This is a genomic window from Streptomyces sp. NBC_00878, assembly GCF_026341515.1.
Classification (GTDB): Bacteria; Actinomycetota; Actinomycetes; order Streptomycetales; family Streptomycetaceae; genus Streptomyces.
Map to the genome: position 1 here is coordinate 5414130 of NZ_JAPEOK010000001.1, position 17356 is coordinate 5431485.

Annotated in this window: 14 protein-coding genes, 1 tRNA gene and 2 pseudogenes; 6 read left to right on the top strand and 11 right to left on the bottom strand. The window is 69.5% G+C overall.

What is annotated here, in order from left to right; all coding sequences use genetic code 11:
* Window positions 1-19: 19 nt before the first annotated feature.
* The 3 genes from OHA11_RS23270 to OHA11_RS23280 all read right to left on the bottom strand — a co-directional run bounded on the left by OHA11_RS23270 (window position 20) and on the right by OHA11_RS23280 (window position 3071).
* Window positions 20-1600 carry a Stp1/IreP family PP2C-type Ser/Thr phosphatase gene (locus tag OHA11_RS23270; protein WP_266507391.1) on the bottom strand — a complete coding sequence of 527 codons (1581 nt, stop codon included), beginning with the start codon at window positions 1598-1600 and terminating at the stop codon, window positions 20-22.
* A 90-nt stretch (window positions 1601-1690) separates the two neighbouring features.
* The gene (locus tag OHA11_RS23275) at window positions 1691-2212 is read right to left on the bottom strand and encodes an FHA domain-containing protein (protein ID WP_266499285.1); all 522 of its coding nucleotides are present in this window, start codon (window positions 2210-2212) and stop codon (window positions 1691-1693) included.
* Between the two features lie 10 nt (window positions 2213-2222).
* Window positions 2223-3071 carry a DUF3662 and FHA domain-containing protein gene (locus tag OHA11_RS23280; protein ID WP_266499288.1) on the bottom strand — a complete coding sequence of 283 codons (849 nt, stop codon included), beginning with the start codon at window positions 3069-3071 and terminating at the stop codon, window positions 2223-2225.
* Window positions 3072-3638: 567 nt separating this feature from the next.
* Here OHA11_RS23280 and OHA11_RS23285 point away from each other — a divergent pair.
* Window positions 3639-3725: transfer RNA gene (locus tag OHA11_RS23285), tRNA-Leu, on the top strand.
* Window positions 3726-3915: 190 nt separating this feature from the next.
* Here OHA11_RS23285 and OHA11_RS23290 read toward each other — a convergent pair.
* The 6 genes from OHA11_RS23290 to OHA11_RS23315 form a co-directional block, all read right to left on the bottom strand.
* Window positions 3916-5283: a D-arabinono-1,4-lactone oxidase gene (locus OHA11_RS23290; RefSeq protein ID WP_266499294.1), complete on the bottom strand. Its 1368-nt coding sequence runs from the start codon at window positions 5281-5283 to the stop codon at window positions 3916-3918.
* Window positions 5284-5335: 52 nt separating this feature from the next.
* Window positions 5336-6481, bottom strand: a complete 1146-nt coding sequence (locus OHA11_RS23295) for an MFS transporter (protein ID WP_266499296.1) — start codon at window positions 6479-6481, stop codon at window positions 5336-5338.
* Window positions 6482-6643, bottom strand: a complete 162-nt coding sequence (locus OHA11_RS23300; RefSeq protein WP_266499298.1) for a hypothetical protein — start codon at window positions 6641-6643, stop codon at window positions 6482-6484.
* Between the two features lie 104 nt (window positions 6644-6747).
* Window positions 6748-7926: an amino acid deaminase/aldolase gene (locus tag OHA11_RS23305; protein WP_266499300.1), complete on the bottom strand. Its 1179-nt coding sequence runs from the start codon at window positions 7924-7926 to the stop codon at window positions 6748-6750.
* A gap of 199 nt (window positions 7927-8125) precedes the next feature.
* Entirely contained in the window at window positions 8126-8929 is an 804-nt protein-coding gene (locus tag OHA11_RS23310) for an SDR family oxidoreductase (RefSeq protein WP_266499303.1), read from the bottom strand.
* Window positions 8930-9131: 202 nt separating this feature from the next.
* Window positions 9132-10115 (bottom strand): SMP-30/gluconolactonase/LRE family protein, encoded by a 984-nt coding sequence (locus OHA11_RS23315; RefSeq protein WP_266499304.1) that lies wholly within the window; start codon window positions 10113-10115, stop codon window positions 9132-9134.
* A gap of 130 nt (window positions 10116-10245) precedes the next feature.
* Here OHA11_RS23315 and OHA11_RS23320 point away from each other — a divergent pair, with 130 nt between their 5' ends.
* Both OHA11_RS23320 and OHA11_RS23325 read left to right on the top strand, forming a co-directional pair.
* Window positions 10246-11775, top strand: coding sequence for an aldehyde dehydrogenase family protein (locus OHA11_RS23320; RefSeq protein ID WP_266499306.1), 1530 nt, complete (start codon window positions 10246-10248; stop codon window positions 11773-11775).
* Between the two features lie 185 nt (window positions 11776-11960).
* On the top strand, window positions 11961-12770 hold the full coding sequence (locus OHA11_RS23325; RefSeq protein ID WP_266507393.1) for a class II aldolase/adducin family protein: 810 nt from the start codon (window positions 11961-11963) through the stop codon (window positions 12768-12770).
* Between the two features lie 71 nt (window positions 12771-12841).
* Here the strand turns inward: OHA11_RS23325 and OHA11_RS23330 are convergent, their stop codons facing one another.
* On the bottom strand, window positions 12842-13483 hold the full coding sequence (locus tag OHA11_RS23330; RefSeq protein ID WP_266499308.1) for a TetR/AcrR family transcriptional regulator: 642 nt from the start codon (window positions 13481-13483) through the stop codon (window positions 12842-12844).
* Window positions 13484-13629: 146 nt separating this feature from the next.
* On the opposite strand from OHA11_RS23330, the gene OHA11_RS23335 reads away from it, so the two are divergent.
* Window positions 13630-14301: an epimerase gene (locus OHA11_RS23335; protein ID WP_266499309.1), complete on the top strand. Its 672-nt coding sequence runs from the start codon at window positions 13630-13632 to the stop codon at window positions 14299-14301.
* 207 nt (window positions 14302-14508) lie between these two features.
* Here OHA11_RS23335 and OHA11_RS23340 read toward each other — a convergent pair.
* A pseudogene (locus OHA11_RS23340) lies at window positions 14509-15170 on the bottom strand (FMN-dependent NADH-azoreductase).
* A 39-nt stretch (window positions 15171-15209) separates the two neighbouring features.
* Between OHA11_RS23340 and OHA11_RS23345 the strand changes: the two are divergent.
* Window positions 15210-15416 (top strand): annotated as a pseudogene (locus tag OHA11_RS23345) (winged helix-turn-helix transcriptional regulator); the annotation flags it as partial.
* 106 nt (window positions 15417-15522) lie between these two features.
* The gene (locus tag OHA11_RS23350) at window positions 15523-16980 is read left to right on the top strand and encodes a DUF2252 domain-containing protein (protein ID WP_266499312.1); all 1458 of its coding nucleotides are present in this window, start codon (window positions 15523-15525) and stop codon (window positions 16978-16980) included.
* The last annotated feature ends 376 nt before the right edge of the window (window positions 16981-17356 follow it).

Sequence of the window (17356 nt, forward strand, 5' to 3'; positions counted from 1 at the left end):
CAGGGCCCCTCACGGCTGCTTACTGCTTACCGCACAGCGAGACCAGCTTCTGCTCTTCGTCGGAGAGGCTGGGGCCGGGTGTGGGAGTGGGTGCGGTCGTGGACTTGGGAGGGTTGGGCGATGTGGTACCGGATCCCGACGGGGTCGGCGTCGGTGTCGCCTTGGACGCGGCCGAGGTCCGTGTGGTTCCCGTGACGCCGCCCGCCTCCCCCTCACCGGTCTTCGAGTTCTGCTTGCTCTCGGCCTCGCGGCGATCGGCGTCCTTCTTGCACGCCGACGCCTGGGTGGCCAGCTCCTCGATCTTCGAGCGGGCGTCGGTCAGACCGCCTTCGGCGATCGTGGCCTTGACCTGCTTCTGCTGGTAGGGCGGCAGGTACTTGAGTTCGATCTCGGGGTGGTCCTTCTCCACCTTCGAGAGCGAGACCCAGGCCAGGTCCTGGCTGATGCCCTGGTACAGCGCGACGTGCTCGTCGTTGCTGCCGACGTAGTACTGCGTCTGCGTCCAGCGGTAGCCGCCGTACAGCCCGCCGCCGATGACACCGAGCGCGAGTGCGGTGTAGAGAGATCTCTTCAGCCACTTCCGCCTGGAGCGCGGTTTGACGAAGTCGTCGTCCGAGTAGCCGCCGAAGCCGCCGGTGGGTACGTAGCCGGTGGTGTCGCCGCTGCCGGGCGGGCCGAACTCGCCGCCGCCGCCCTGTCCGGGCACCTGCCGGCCGAGGCTGGAAGCGCGGCCCGCGGGCGTCTGCATGGCGCCGTCGTCGTGCATCTGGTGCTGCTGCTGGTTCTCGGCGACCGCGCCCACGACGACCGGGGTGTCGGAGAGCTGCCCCGCGAGGGTGTCCCCGCCGTCGATGTCGAGGACGTCGGCCACGATGACCGTGATGTTGTCGGGGCCGCCGCCGCGCAGCGCGAGCTCGATGAGCTGCTGCACCGTCTCCTGCGGGCCCTGGTAGCTGGCGAGGGTGTCCTCCATCGTCTGATGGGAGACGACCCCGGACAGCCCGTCGGAGCAGATCAGGTACCGGTCGCCGGCGCGGACCTCGCGGATGGAGAGGTCGGGTTCGACGTGGTCGCCACTGCCCAGCGCGCGCATCAGCAGGGAGCGCTGCGGGTGGGTGGTGGCCTCCTCCTCCGTGATGCGGCCCTCGTCGACGAGGCGCTGCACCCACGTGTGGTCCTGCGTGATCTGCGTCAGCACGCCGTCCCGCAGCAGGTACGCGCGGGAGTCGCCGACGTGTACGAGGCCGAGCCGCTGCCCGGTCCACAGGAGCGCGGTGAGGGTGGTCCCCATGCCTTCGAGCTGGGGGTCCTCCTCGACCATCATCCTGAGCTGGTCGTTGGCGCGCTGCACCGCCGTACCGAGCGAGGTGAGGATGTCGGATCCGGGTACGTCGTCGTCGAGCGCGACGATGGTGGAGATCACCTCGGAGGAGGCGACCTCGCCGGCGGCCTGGCCGCCCATTCCGTCGGCGATCGCGAGCAGGCGCGGACCGGCGTAGCCGGAGTCCTCATTGCCCTCGCGGATCATGCCTTTGTGCGATCCGGCGGCGAAGCGCAGTGACAGACTCATGCGCACCTCGCCCGTCGGCTCCGGGTACATCCGCACGGTGCCCACCCTCCGGTCGGGAGCGTGCCGGGGCCCGTCGTGGGGGCCGCCGCTGCTCGCTCGCTCCGCTCGCTCATTGTCGTACTACTTCCGCAGCTCGATGACGGTCTTGCCGATGCGGATCGGCGCGCCCAGCGGAATCGGCGTGGGAGTCGTCAGTCGGGTCCGGTCGAGATACGTGCCGTTGGTGGACCCGAGATCCTCGACGATCCACTGGCCGTCTCGGTCGGGGTAGATCCTGGCATGCCTGCTGGACGCGTAGTCGTCATCCAGCACGATGGTGCTGTCGTGCGCGCGGCCCAGCGAGATGGTCTGGCCCTGCAGCGCGACCGTCGTGCCCGTGAGGATTCCCTCGGAGACGACCAGTTTGGTGGGGGCGCCGCGGCGCTGACGGCCACCGCTGCTCGGTGCCGCCTGCTGGCGCTGCGGCGGCGGCGCGGCCTGGCGCGCGGCCGGCTGCGGCCGGTTGGCGTCCCGGCGCGAGCCGCGCTGTGTGACACGCGTTCCGAACAGGTCGCTGCGGATGACCTGCACGGCCACGATCACGAACAGCCACAGTACGGCCAGGAAACCCAGCCGCATGACCGTGAGGGTCAGCTCTGACATTGCCCCCGCTTCACCCTTCGGCTTGCCGGTAAATGATGGTGGTGCTGCCCACGACGATCCGCGAGCCGTCGCGGAGCGTAGCGCGGGTGGTGTGCTGCCCGTCCACCACGATGCCGTTGGTGGACCCGAGATCCTGGATCGTCGAGGGCGTTCCGGTCCGGATCTCACAGTGCCGGCGGGATACGCCGGGGTCGTCGATCCGCACGTCGGCTTCGGTGCTGCGGCCCAGCACCAGCGTCGGGCGGGAGATCTGATGGCGGGTGCCGTTGATCTCGATCCAGTGCCGCGTACGTCCACCCGGCTGCGGGGCCGCGGCGGGCCGTTGGCCCGCGGGTGCGGCGCCCGGACGGCCGCCGGGCGGCGGCGCGGCAGGCATGGGAGGAGCGGCCGCGGGCGGGTAGCCGTAGCCGCCCGGCTGGCCGCCGCGGGCTGCCGCGGGTGGCGGTCCCGCGGGTGCGCGCTCTGGAGTGGCCTGCTGGTTGGCGGAGGAGGCGAGCGTACGGCTGCGGACCCGGTACAGACCGGTGTCGAGGTCGTCCGCCTTCTCCAGGTGGACCTTGATGGGGCCCATGAACGTGTAGCGCTGCTGCTTGGCGTAGTCGCGCACCATGCCGGCCAGCTCGTCGCCGAGCTGGCCCGAGTACGGGCTGAGCCGCTCGAAGTCCGGCGTGCTCAGCTCCACGATGAAGTCGTTCGGGACGACGGTCCGCTCGCGGTTCCAGATCGTGGCGTTGTTGTCGCACTCGCGCTGGAGTGCTCCCGCGATCTCCACGGGCTGGACCTCGGACTTGAACACCTTGGCGAAGGTGCCGTTGACCAGACCTTCGAGACGTTGCTCGAACTTCTTCAGGACTCCCATGGGGCACCTCCTCCTTCGTCGTTGCCCTGGTACTGCTTACTGATCGTATCCACGCGTCGGGAAATCGGCTGGTTCCCCCTGTCGGCATGGTCGACAGGTGTCGACGTCCGCTGAAGTCCCCTCCCGAGGTTCCCTCCGAAGCCCCACTTCGAACTCTCCCCGGGCACTCCGTATGAGAAGGATCGTAGAGGTGGCTTCACCACAGTGTCCCGCACCTGACTGTGGACCTTGGCCGCCTCCTGTGGAGATGGCCTGGACCGGTACGAGGTTGATACGTGAACCGGTTCTTGTTGAAACGTGGGGGGTGGGGACGGAGGGATCCGGGACGCCGCCCGAGGCGGTCCCGCAGGTGACGAGGGGGTGGTGCGGGGGTGGTGCTGGGGTGACGCGTGCCTGATGAGTGGCTGATGGGGGCCTGATCGGGGGCTGGTGGAGGGCCGGCGCGGAGGTCGGCTGCCCCGTCGCGGCCCTCGGAAACGGATGTGAATCCACCGCATCCACCGTGCTAATCTTCTGCATGTCGGCAGGCGCTCACCCACTCGGTGGGAGACGGACGACACACCCAATGCGCGGGTGGCGGAATAGGCAGACGCGCTGGATTCAGGTTCCAGTGCCCGCAAGGGCGTGGGGGTTCAACTCCCCCCTCGCGCACCAGGAGAAACCGACGAAACGGGTCTCCACCAGTGACGAAAGTCCTGGTGGGGCCCGTTTCTCGTTGTCGTTGGGTGGGCTGGTGCCCGGTCGGTGTCGTGGACAGGGGCCCGGCGGTGAGGTTTCTCACGGTCCCGGGCATGATCCGGATGCCGGTCAAGCGGGATGGTGGGGGCGGCTGGTGCTTGGCGGGTCAGTCGCCCAGCACCCTGCGGAGGTACGTGTTGGTGAAGCGTCGGTCGGGGTCGAGGCGGTTGCGCAGTGCCGTGAACTCGTCGAAGCGGGGGTAGGCGTCCGCGAAGCAGGCGGCGTTCCGGGTGTGGAGCTTGCCCCAGTGCGGGCGTCCCTCGTGCGCGACGAAGATGCGCTCCGCTTCCGCGAAGTACTGCTTGTACGGCATGCCCCGGTAGACGTGGACGGCGATGTAGGCGCTGTCGCGTCCGCTTGCCGTGGAGAGGGTGATGTCGTCGGCGGGTGTGGTGCGGACCTCGACCGGGAAGCTGATGCGCAGATCCGAGCGCTCGATCATGGCCTTGAGTTCGCGGAGGACGTCGAGGACGGCCTCGCGCGGGACGGCGTACTCCATCTCGATCATCCGGACGCGGCGCGGGCTGGTGAAGACCTTGAAAGGGATGTCCGTGTACGTCCTGGCCGAGAGGCCGCGGCTGGTGATCCGCGCGATCGCCGGGACGGTGGCGGGGATGGTTCGGCATACGGAATTGAGTGCCTGGAAGACGTTGTTGGAGAGGAATTCGTCCTCGAACCATGTCTTGAGTCGGCCCAGTGGGGCGTGGGGGCCGACGGTCCGGTTGTTGCGCAGGGTGTTGCAGTTGTCCGTGTGCGGGAACCAGTAGAACTCGAAGTGGTCGTTGTGCGCGTGGAGTTCGTCGAAGGCCGCGGTGACCGTGTCGAACGTCATCGGTTCCTCGTGGGAGGCGAGGAGGAAGAGTGGTTCGACGGCGAAGGTGAGGGCGCTGACGACGCCCAGGGCGCCGAGTCCGACGCGCGCCGCGGCGAAGACCTCCGGGTTCTCCGTCGTAGAGCACTTCAGCAGCGATCCGTCCGCCGTCACCAGCTCCAGGCCACGGATCTGCGCCGCGATCCCACCCGATGCGCGCCCTGTGCCGTGGGTGCCCGTGCTGGTGGCGCCGGCCGCTGTCTGTTCCATGATGTCGCCCATGTTCGTGAGCGACAGGCCCTGTTGGGCCAGAGCCGTGTTCATCGTCTTGAGCCGCGTACCCGCCTCGACGGTGACGGTGCCGGCCTTCGGGTCGATCGTACGAATGCCGCTGAGTCGGTCGGGGCGAATCAGTACGCCGTCGGTCGCGGCGGCCGTGCTGAAGGAGTGGCCGCTGCCCACCGCTTTCACGGGCAGGCCGTCCTCGGCCGCCCGGCGAACGACGGCGCGCAGCTCCTCCACCGAGGCGGGGGAGACGACTCGGGCCGGGCGAGCGGTGACGTTCCCGGCCCAGTTCCGCCAGGTGTCCGGCTTCGGGGTCGGGTTCGGCGTCGGGTTCGGATTCGCTCTGCGCCGGGGCGCGTTGGAGGAGAGTGTGTCCACGGCTTTCCTTTCTTCTCGGGGCGGAGGGCGGGTGAGGGGTGGCTCAGCGTCTCTATCTGACGGACCGAACGCGGTACACGAGCAGCACCCCCACGGTCGCGGCCACGCCCACGCACGAGAACAGGAGCGGATAGCCGCGGTCGGAGGTGATGAGGAAGCTGGCGATCAGAGGGGCCAGCGAGGGCGGGACGACCGCGGCGATGTTCATGACGCCGAGGTCCTGGGCCCGGCTCTCGGCATCGGGCAGGACCTGGGTGATCAGCGCCTGGTCGACGGCCATGTACGCACCGAAACCCGCGCCCATGACGGCTGACGCCACCAGCGTGATGCCGAGGTTGGGAAAGCTCGCCAGGAGGAAACCCGAGGCCGCCTGGAGCAGCGCTGCCAGCGCGACGAAGATCCGTCGTCTGCCGAGGCGGTCGGACAGCACGCCGGCGACGGAGCTCGCCAGGACCCCGGCCACGAGGTAGAGGGCCGTGCAGGCGAGAAGGCTGCCGGCCGGATCGGGGACCAACAGGTCGTCGGTCAGGAAGTAGAGCGTGTAGCAGACGCCCAGGGAGTTCGCCAGGTTGACCAGGAGCCGCCCGCCGAACGCCCAGGCGAAGTCGCGGTTCCTGAGCGAGCGGCCCATGGCGGTGAGCAGCGTACGCAGACTCAGCGCGGGCTCGGCGTCGTACTCGTACGAGGTGTCACGGAAGCGCGTGAGGAACGGTACGGCACAGACGATCAGCAGGGCCGCGATGACGAGGTAGCCGCTCGCAGGGGACAGCGCGAGTACGGAGACGAGGGCGATGCCGGTCACCACGCCGAGCGCCTGGGGGCCGTAGATCGCGCTGGACACCAGACCGCGCTGGCCGACGGGGACGCGGTCGGCGATCATGGCGGTCAGCCCGGCAGTTGCGGCGCTGAGACCGAGCATGCTCGCCGACCACGCGAGGGTCATGCCCGTCACGGTCGTCTGCTCCCCGGTGATCGCCAGCCCCGCCGCGAACCACAGCGCGCCGCCCGCGAGCCAGAGCCTTCTGCGTCCGAAACGGCTTCGGGAGCGGTCGCACAGCGCCCCGCAGACCGGGAGGGCGAGCAGCGAGACCAGTCCGGCGAGGGCGTTGACGACGGCGAAACTGTGGACCTTGGACGCCGGATCGATGATCTCCAACTGCTGGGGCAGCAGCAGCTGAAGGGGGACGAGACTCGCCATCTAGAACCCGAACCAGACCAGGCCGAACAAGGTGATCCAGCCACGGGAGACGGGTTCGGTCGGCGCGTGGCCGGCGTCTGGCGCTTTCGCGTCTGTCGCGGCGGCGTCTGCTGCGGCGGCGGCTGCCGGCAACGGGGCCGGAGCGTGGAATTCGGTGGACATACGGCCTCCGGGGACGGAAACGGGCCTGTTCGGGAGCGGGCCTGTTCGGGACGTTGCCCGTTCGGGAACTGGCCTGTTCGGGGGCTGGCCTGTTCAGGAACGGGCTACAGGAAGGCGTGTCCCTCGCCCCGGTAGGTCGCGACCTCGTCGACGATCTCCGTGCCGGACACCAGGTGGAGTGTGTTGACGCGTTCGCACAGTTCGCCGGCCTTGGCGTGCCGGAACCACACGTGGTCGCCGAGCCGCAGTCCGTGCGCGGCGGTGCCCAGGACCGGTGTCTGGACTTCGCCGGCCCCCTCGCGTGGGTTCGTACGCAGGCCGTGCGGCCAGGTCAGGGTGGGCTGGCGGTCGAGGCCGGTCGCGCCGGAGGCGATCCAGCCGCCGCCGAGCACGGTGGCGATCCTGGGGCTCGGGCGGCGTACGACGGACATGACGAAGAAGGCCGCGGGCCGAGGGCGGAAGCGCCGGTAGAAGTCGAAGAGTCCGGGCCCGTAGAGCCCCGATCCGGCACCGATCTCGGTGATGACGTGTTCGGCGGAGGTCTGCTCGATGGAGCCCGTACCGCCGCCGTTGACGAATTCCAGCGGGGCCACGGCTTCGACGGCGGCTATGACCGCCGCGCGCCGGTCGGCCAGTTCGGCGGCGGAGAGGCGCTGCATGGCGCGGATCGCGGCCCGCCTGAGCAGCGAGCCGGGTTGGTTGTCGCCCAGACCGGCGATCTGGCCTTCGTAGGACATGAGCCCGGCCAGCCGGAATCCGGGTCGGTCCTGGATGGCGCGGGCGAGCGCGGCGGCCTGGCGGGGGGAGTGCACGGGCGAGCGGTACGGGCCCAGGTGGATGCGGCCTCCGGCCAGTTCCAGCGAGGCGTCCAGATCGATGCAGACGCGGATGTCGGGGCGGGAGGCGCCCACCACCTCGTCGACGAAGTCCAACTGGCCGATCGAGTCGATCATGAGGGTGATGCGCGAGGCCGCGCGCTCGTCCGAGGCGAGCCGCTTCAGCGCGGTGCGGTCCGTCGTCGGATAGCCGATCACCACGTCCTCGTGGTCCTCGGCCAGCCACAGGGCCTCGGGCAGGGTGAAGGCGAGGATTCCCCGATATCCCTCACGGCGGGCGGCACGCCCGATCAGCTCGCGGCTGCGGACCGACTTGCTGGCCAGGCGGATGGTCGCCCGGCCCGCCGCCCGGTGGGCCAGCTCCGCGGCGTTGGCGTCGAAGGCGTCCAGGTCCACCACGGCGAACGGCGGGTCCAGGTGCTCGGTCGCCCTGTTCAGCTGGATCATCCGGGCTTCGTTCGGCCCGGCGGCAGCGGATACGGCCCTTTTCACGTCCGGGTTTCTCCCGTCCGGGTTTCTCATGTCCGGTCGGGACGTCGCGTGCGTACTCATATCCGCACCCTTTCTGGGAGGTTCGTCGTCGTCGGCCGGGCACTTGGTGCCGGGCATGGCTTTGGGTTGTCGAGAGCGGGCTGGGAAATGTCCCTCAGTTCCCGGATGCCGGGATCTCCTGAGCGGAGCGCAGCTTCTCGCGTCGGCGTCGGCCTTGGGCCTCGACGATGGGGATGACGCGGCGCATCAGCCGGGGGAAGACTCCGACGACCCGCTGCAAGCGGCCGGCGAGCGGCGGGAACACCACTTCGACCGGCTTGGCGGTCATGGCGTCCACGACGACCTTGGCGATCTGCTCCGGGGCGTAGGACTTCTCCGCGAAGGCGATGGCGGCGGAGGGGTCGGCCATCTCCTGGTCGAGCATGCCGGTCCGGGTGGACGGCGGATGGACGATCGTGAAGTCCAGCGGTCCGTCGCGCTCTTCGATCGCGACGCTGTGGTGAAAGGCCCGGAGGCCGTGCTTCGTGGCGCCGTAGGTGGCGTATCCGGGCAGCGGCAGGAACGACGTCATGCTGCAGACGTTGATGAGGTGACCGTGGCCCTGCGCGGTCATGCGCTCCAGCGCCGTGCAGACCCCGGTGATGGTGCCGAGCAGGTTGATCTCGACGATGTCGCGGTGCTGCTGGGGGCGGAGATCGCGGGCGAGTCCGGTGTGGGTGATGCCGGCGTTGTTGACCAGCACGTCGACGACCCCGAAGCGTGCCTGAGCCGCGTCGAACGCCGTGCTCCAGTCCGCGGGACTGCGAATGTCCAGGGCGTGGGCGGCGGCTCGCTCGCCCAGGGCGTGGGCTCGGGCCAGGACTGCGTCCTCGTCCACGTCGGTCAGCAGGACGCGGTGGCCGCGCGTGATCGCCAGTTCCGCGATGGCGGCTCCGATGCCACCGGCGGCGCCGGTCACGAGGATGACCTTGCTCGTTTCGAATGTTTCGAATGTTTCGAATGTTTGGGATTTTTGGGATGCTTGGGGTTTTTGTGGCTCTTGTGGTGGTTCGGATGGTTGGGGCATGGCCACAGATTCTCCTGGTCAACTGTCCAAGTCAATTGTTCAAGAAAAATTCCCCTGGATTGTTACCCGGGGACTCGCAGCCGCGCCATGGGGCTTACAGCCGCACCATCTCGATGCGGCCACCGTTGAGCTCGGCGGCGCGGACGGGGTCGTCCGTCGGGACAGTGGCGGCGAAGAGGGTGCGGCCGTCGTGTCCGGCCATCAGGCAGCTCAGGGTGTTCTGGCTCGTGGCGACCCGGTCGAGGAGGCGGCCGCCGCGGGCCACGCGCACGCATTCGCCTCGGAGGGCGTTCGCGACCCAGATGGACGTGCCGTCGGCGTCCCATGCGATGCCGTCCGGTGCGATCGGGGACGAGGAGCGCTTCGACACGGCCGGGTGGTCCAGGAGCGCCGAGATCCTGCGGGTGATGCGGCCGGCCGTCCCCGGGTGGTTCACGAGGCGCCACAGGAGCGGTGAGATCAGGGGCGCCCACGGTTCCGGGCGCGTGAGGGAGCCGTCGGGGTTCCTGGAGAAGGCGGTGAGCCGCATGGCCAGGGTCTCGGCCACGATCAGGCTCCTGCCGTCCGCGCTGAGCAGGGTCCCGTTCGGGAAGAGCAGCGGTTCCGTCAGCCCGAGCAGGCTTCCGTCCGGCGCCAGGCAGGCGATCGGAGCTCTCGGGGGGCCGGGGGGCGCGTAGAGCATGGAGTTCGGGTGCTCGCGGGAGTGGGCGTGGTAGTCGAACCCGAAGTTGCCGACGTAGGCGCGCCCCTCGGGGTCGACGAGCATGTCGTTGACCGGGCCGCCGACGATGTGGCGCAGATCGGCGTGTTCGACCAGTTCACCCCCGGCCTCCAGGCGGTGGACGCGGCCCCCGTCCATGGACACGACGAGCAGGCGGCCGTCGGGAAGCCAGCCGAGCCCGCCGGCCCGGCCGGGGACCTCGATCACCGTCTCCGGCTCCTCGGTGCCGTCCCATCGGTGCACCGTGCCGTGCGCGAGATCAGAGAACCACAAGGCGCCTAGGTGCCAGCGCAGGGACTCGGGAACGCCCAGACCGCTCAGTGCGACCGACGCCGTCCTTTTCGTCCGACCGTTCATCCGACCGCTCCTCCGCGTCTACTTGGACGCTTGTACAAGACGCTTGACTTGTACGGCTGACCGTCTCATTCTGAGTGAAGAGAAGTCAACGTTCCGGTGGGGAGTTTCCGTGGCTCAGAATCAAGCCCTCATGACAGGCGGCCCCCCGACGGCCGCACGTATCGCGGTGGACAACCCCGCCACCGGAGCGGTGGTCGGCGAGGTGTCCGACACGTCCGCGGAAGAGGTGGCGCAGGCGGTGGAGCGCGCCCGGCGGGCGCAGAAGGACTGGGCCGAGTTGGACACCCGTGCCCGCGCCGAGTTCTTCGCGCGTGGCCGCCGCTGGCTCCTGGCCCACCGGCAGGAGATCGCCGACCTCATCGTCGAGGAGAACGGCAAGGCGGAAGAGGACGCGATCGTCGAGATCGTCTACTGCGCCAGTGCCTTCGCCTACTGGGCGAAGCAGGCCCGCGGCCTTCTCGCCACCACGAAAATCCGCTCCCTCTCGCCGTTCGTCCTCGGCCGCGGCATGTACACGCGCCGGGTGCCGCGAGGTGTCGTCGGGGTCATCGGCCCGTGGAACAACCCGTTGCTCAACTCCTTCGGCGACGCCATCCCCGCTCTCGCCGCGGGCAACGCGGTCGTCCTGAAGCCTTCCGAACAGACGCCGTTGACCGCGCTGCTCATGGCGCGGATGGCCCATGAGTGCGGCTGGCCCGAGGACGTCTTCCAGGTCGTCACCGGCGCGGGGGCCACCGGCAGCGCGGTCGTGGACACCGTGGACTTCGTGATGTTCACCGGATCGACCAGGACCGGCCGCCTGGTCGCGGCCCGCGCGGGCGAGCGTCTCATCCCCTGCTCACTGGAGCTCGGCGGCAAGGACGCCCTGGTCGTCCTCGCCGACGCCTCCCTGGAGCGGGCCGTCAGCGTCACGATCCAGGGGGCCCTGTCCAACGGAGGTCAGATGTGCACCTCGGTGGAGCGGGTCTACGTCGAGGAGCCGGTGTACGACGCGTACATCAGCCTGCTGCGTGAACGGTTCCAGCAGGTCACCTCGGGCAGGCCGGCCGGACTCGGCAGTGTCGACGTGGGTGCCGTCACCTTCCCTCCCCAGCTGGCGGTCATCGAGGACCACGTCGGCGACGCCGTGCGCAAGGGCGCCCGCGTACTTGTCGGAGGGCAGGCGGCCGAAGGACCCGGCCGGTTCTTCGCACCCACGCTGCTCGTCGACGTCGACCACAGCATGAAGTGCATGCGCGAGGAGACCTTCGGCCCCACGCTGCCCGTGATGAAGGTCGCCGATGCCGAGGAAGCGCTCCGGCTGGTCAATGACAGTGAGTACGGGCTTCAGGCCTCGATCATCGGGTCGGACCTGAAGCGCGCCCGCCGCCTCGCCGAACGGTTCGAGGCCGGCTGCGTCACCATCAACGACGCCCAGACCAACTACATGGCCCTCGGTCTGCCGATGGGCGGCTGGAAGGAATCGGGCCTCGGAGTCCGCCACGGAGCCGAGGGATTCCTCAAGTACACGAGGCTCCAGGCCATCAGCGCCAACCGGTTCCCGATGCGCCGCGACATGCACATGATCCCGTACGAGCCCTCGGCCTACCGGTTCATCCTCCGCCTGGTGGACGTCATGTACGGGGCCGGCCTGCGCGGGCCGCGTGGCCGGGCCAAGTAGCGGTTCGCGCCGCGCTGTTCACGTCCCGTAGTTCGCGCCGCGCTGCTCACGTCCTGTAGCTCACGCATCCGCCGTCCACGAAACCGTGGATCACGTATCCGCAGTTCACGAACCCGCCGTTCACGAACCCGCCGTTCACGAACCCGCAGATTTCGAGAGGCCAGACCATGACCACGACCCCCGAGATGTCAACGACCTCCGAGGTGCCCGCGCATGCTTCCGTCGCCACCCTGCCCGAAGGCGTCTACCTGCCGCTTCCCCAGCAGAACCTGAGCTTCGAGCAGGAGCGCGAGGTCCGGAAGCAGGAACTCGCCGCCGCCTTCCGGCTGTTCGCCCGCTTCGGCTTCTCCGAAGGAGTGGCCGGACACATCACGGCCCGTGACTCCGAGAACCCGTCGGCCTTCTGGGTCAACCCGTTCGGCATGTCGTTCAGCCAGATCAGCGTCTCCGACCTGATCCTCGTCGACCACGACGGCACGCTCCTGGAAGGCAGGCGCCCGGTGAACAACGCCGCGTTCTGCATCCACTCCGAGGTGCACCGGGCCAGGCCCGACGCGGTCGCGGCGGCGCACACCCACTCCGTGCACGGCAAGGCCTTCTCCAGCCTCGGCGTCCCGCTGCAGCCGATCACCCAGGACGCCTGCGCCTTCTACGAGGACCACGGCATCTACGCGGACTACCGGGGCGTGGTGAACGACACCGAGGAGGGCCGGCGCATCGGCGCGGCCCTGGGTGACGGCAAGGCCGTCGTCCTGCGGAACCACGGACTGCTCACGGTCGGGTCGTCCGTCGCCGAGGCCGCCTGGTACTTCATCACGATGGAGCGTTCCTGCCAGGCGCAGCTGCTGGCCATGGCCGCCGGAGAGCCGCACCTCATCGACCCCGAGACGGCACGGATGGTCCGTGACCAGATCTCCGGTGCGCTGCCGGGCTGGTTCCAGTTCCGTCCGCTCTGGGATCAGATCACGGCGGAAGAGCCCGATCTGTTCCAGTAGGCGACGTAAGCGGCGCGGCGTCGGCCGCTTTTCCCGACCAGCGGCGACTACGACGGCGACTACGACAGCGACTACGACGCCGGGCTCGGCTCCGCTGTCGCAGGGTTCGGCTCTGCCGTCGGCCGGGTCCGCTCGCGGGCCAGCGTCAAGAGGTGGTCGCCCGTCAGCCGCAGGACCTCGCGACTGTGCTCGCTGTCGCGGTCGACCAGCCAGTTCAGGGTGACGCCGTCGAGCACCGCGTTGAGATAGCGGGCCAGCACCGGAACGGGCACGGCCCACTCGATGTCCGCGGCCTTGGCGGCCTCCTCCAGGAGCTCTTGGTGGACTTCCCGGTAGTGCTGGTACTGACGTCGGGCCAGATCCTCGAACCCGGCCTGGCGCAGGGCGTAGTGCGTCAGTTCATAGCTGACCTGGTGCTCTCCCGGACTGAGCTCGACAGTGCCCCAGAAGGCGCTCAGGCTCTTGGTGATACGCGATCCGAGGTCGCCCTCCCCCTCGAACGTCTTCCGCGCGGCGGCCACCGTGTTGTCGGTAAAGCGGGTGAGGACTTCCTGAAGCAGCTCTTCACGCGACTTGAAGCAGTAGTGGAAGACGCCCAGCGGCATTTTGGCCTCGTTGACGATCGCGCGCGTGGTCGCCTTCGTGACTCCGTCGCGGATCATCACCCGAAACCCCGCCGCGATCAGCTCTTCGCGCCGGTCCTTCGCTGCCATACGAGACATCTGGCTCGCTTTCTGCTTCGAGTACGGAGTGCGTGTCCCACTCAGCGTATCGCAGCGTCTTGGACGGTCGACCAACATCTTCGTCGGGGCAGATCGTCCTGGGGTGCCGGTCCGATGATGTGGTGAGGTGGGTCTTTATGAAGGTGATTCTTTTCGGGGCGACCGGAATGGTCGGGCAAGGGGTTCTGCGGGAGTGCCTGCGGGACGCGGCGGTCGAGAGCGTGCTGGTGGTCGGGCGGACACCCGTCGGGGTCTCGCATCCGAAGCTGAGTGAGGTCGTACGGGCGGACCTCATGGAACTCGGCGAGGTCGAGGGCGAACTCTCCGGATACGACGCCTGCTTCTTCTGCCTCGGGGTTTCGTCGGTGGGTATGAAGGAGGACGCTTACCGGAGGATCACGTACGACCTCACGCTTGAGGTGGCACGTTCCCTGGGCCGCTGGAATCCGGGGCTGACCTTCTGTTACGTGTCCGGGCAGGGGACCGACGCCTCCGGGCGGGGGCGTGTGATGTGGGCGCGGGTCAAGGGGGAGACGGAGAACGCGCTGCTCGCGTTGGACGGTGTGGACGCGTACATGTTCCGGCCGGGGCTCATCCAGCCGCTGCACGGAGTCCGGTCGAAGACCCGGTTGTACCAGGCGATCTACTCGGTGACCGGGTTCCTGCTGCCCGTCCTGCGGAAGCTGGCGCCCCGGCGGATCACCACGACCGAACAGGTGGGCCTGGCGATGATCGTGGTGGCCCGGGACGGAGCGGCGGAGCGGGTGCTGGAGACGGACGGGATCAACCAGACAGCGGCGGCCGGGTAGGGCGCTTCCTAGGGATGCCCATCGGCGAAAGTGCCCTCTCCGGAGAGGGCGAAAAACGGTCGTGCGGCGCTGCTTTGGCCATCCAGGCCATCCAGGCCATCCAGGCCATCCAGGGTGTCCAGGGTGTCCAGGCCATTCAGGGTGTCCTGGGTGTCCTGGGCCCTTTGCGCGCCGCACGACCGTGATGCGGGCCCGCGTGGTGAAACGTCAGGCCGCGGCCTTGGACGTGAGCTGTTCGGCGAGGGCCCTGGCCTTGTCGGCCGCGTCCTGCAGGGCTTTGGAGCGGGAGGCCTCGAAGAGCGGGACCAGCTCGGACATCGCCGGGTTGTGCGGAGCCATCGTGAGCTCCGGGACGATGAAGTCGAGGTCCAGGGCGAGGGCGTCCTTGAGGACGGCCTCCAGGTAGTTCTGTACGTACTCGTAGCCCTCGCGTGGTGTTCCCGGTGCGTAGGAGCCGCCGCGGCTGGCGACGACGGTGACCGGGGTGCCCTTGGCTGACGGGGTCTCGCCCGCGGTACGGCCGAAGAGGATCACGTTGTCCAGCCATGCCTTGAGGGTCGACGGGATCGCGTAGTTGTACATGGGCGCGCCGATCAGCACGGCGTCCGCCTGCTCCAGTCCTCGATGAGCTGCACGCGCGCGGTGAAGGCGGCGGCCTGCTCGGGGGTGTGCTCGGACGGGGCTGCGAAGCCGGCGCTGTGGGCGTCGGCGGTGATGTGCGGCACGGGGCTGGCGGCGAGGTCGCGGTAGATCACCGTGCCGTGCGGGTGCTGTGCCTCCCAGGTCTTGCGGAAGGTGTCCGTCACGGCGCGGGACGCCGAGGCGGGACCTGGGAAGACGGATGAGTCCAGGTGCAACAGGGTGGCCATGGGTTTCTCCAGGGGGTCGGCTCGGCCGAGCGCCGCTCGAGCGAACGCATGCTCTCCGACCCGCTCACGGAGCTGGCGACGGTCGGGCTGCTGGTGCGCGAGGTCGACGACGGGCCGCCACTGCGGGTCTCCTACCGGCTGACGGAGGCGGGGGCGGCGCTGGAGCCCCCGCTTCACGCGCTGGGCGCGTGGGCGAAGACGTATCTGTCGGAGGACGGCCGTTGCCCCGAGAAGTTCCGGCGCTGAGCTCCGGAGCGGTTCCGGCACTGAGCTGGGGTGTTGTCCACAGGTGCGGAGTTGTCCACAGGGGCTCACACGGATCGACGCCCGACGGTACGGTCGTCACGAATTGATGTTCGTGCTTGATGTTCGTGCGCGGGGGAAGGCGGTTCAGGTGAGCGAGACCGATGGTGCGGTGGCCGAGGCGGCAAGGGTTCGGGCAGTGCGCGGGTTCGCGCGGTGGCCCGGTGAGGGCTCGCCCAAGGAGGACGGGAAGGCACTGCGAGGGCGCGTCCCGCGCGGCGCGCACGCCTCCTTCGACACGAACGGCGACCGACCGGACGCGGTGACCGCGGTCGATGCGTCCAACCACGGCCGCATCCCCGGGCTCACGCCGATACGGGTCGGCCGGATGGCGGCCACCCCCTTCGCCTTCCTGCGCGGTTCGGCCGGACTCATGGCGTACGACCTGGCGCGCACCCCCCTGACCGGCATCGGCGCCCAGATCTGCGGCGACGCGCACGCGGCGAACTTCGGTCTGTACGGGGACGCGCGCGGCGGCCTCGTCATCGACTTGAACGACTTCGACGAAACGGTGCACGGGCCGTGGGAGTGGGACCTCAAGCGCCTCACGACCTCGCTGGTGCTCGCCGCCCGGGAGGCGGGTGCGGACGAGGACACCTGCCGCAAGGCGGCGTACTTCGCGACCGGTTCGTACCGGCGCACCATGCGGCTGCTCGCCAAGCTCCCGGTCCTGGACGCGTGGAACGCGATCGCGGACGAGGAGTTGGTCTCGCACACCGACGCCCACGACCTGCTCGGCACGCTGGAGCGGGTCTCGGAGAAGGCGCGGGGCAACACCAGCGGGCGATTCGCGGCCAAGTCGACGGAGGTCGTGGAGGGCGGCGGGCGCCGGTTCGTCGATGCCCCGCCGGTGCTGCGGCGCGTTCCGGACGAGGAGGCCGTCGCGGTCGCGCTGTCGCTGGAGGACTATCTGGCCACGCTCTCCGAGGACCGCCTCCCACTCCTCGCGCGGTACGCGGTGCACGACGTGGCGTTCCGCGTGGTCGGCACGGGCAGTGTGGGCACGCGCTCGTATGTGGTGCTGCTTCTCGACCACCGCGGTGAGGCCCTCGTCCTCCAGGTGAAGGAGGCCCGTGCGTCCGTCCTGGTGCCGCATCTGGAGACGGCCGGCCTCGCGGTGCCGGAGGTCGCGCACGAGGGCCGCCGGGTCGTCCTCGGCCAGAAGCGCATGCAGGTCGTCAGCGACATCCTCCTCGGCTGGACGACGGTCGAGGGGCGCCCCTTCCAGGTGCGGCAGTTCCGCAACCGCAAGGGCAGCGTCGATCCCGCGGCGCTGGCCGCGGACCAGATCGACGACTACGCCCGGATGACGGGGGCCCTGCTGGCACGGGCGCACGCGCACAGCGCCGATCCACGGCTCATCGCGGGGTACTGCGGCAAGAGCGAGGAACTGGACGAGGCGGTCGCCGCCTTCTCGGTGGCGTACGCGGACCGGACCGAGGCGGACCACACGGCGCTGGTGGCGGCCGTGCGAGCGGGACGGATCGTGGCGGAGCTGGGGGTTTGACGGGTTGGCGAAAGCCCGGGGACGCGTCCGGGAAAGGTGTCGGAAGACGTCGGAAGGCGTCTGGGAACGCGTCCGGGGAAGGCCCCTGTTCAGGCGGTTCGAATGGGTGGTTGGGCCGTGGCCTAGGCTGGGCGGGTGACGACCCCGGAAGCTGAGCAGCCCCCGTCCGAGCCCGCCGTGGAACCGGGCTCCGATGAGCGGCGTGACGAGAACGTGCCGTCTGCCGAGTCGGGCCCCGAGCCGTCCCATGAGGCATCCGCCGGGTCGGGGGCCGGTTCGGGTTCCCGGTCCGGTGCCGACGCGCCGCTGTCGGACGCGGCCGGAGGTGAGGCGTCCGCGGACGGTTCGGCGGCGAGCGTCGGGACGGCGGACGGCC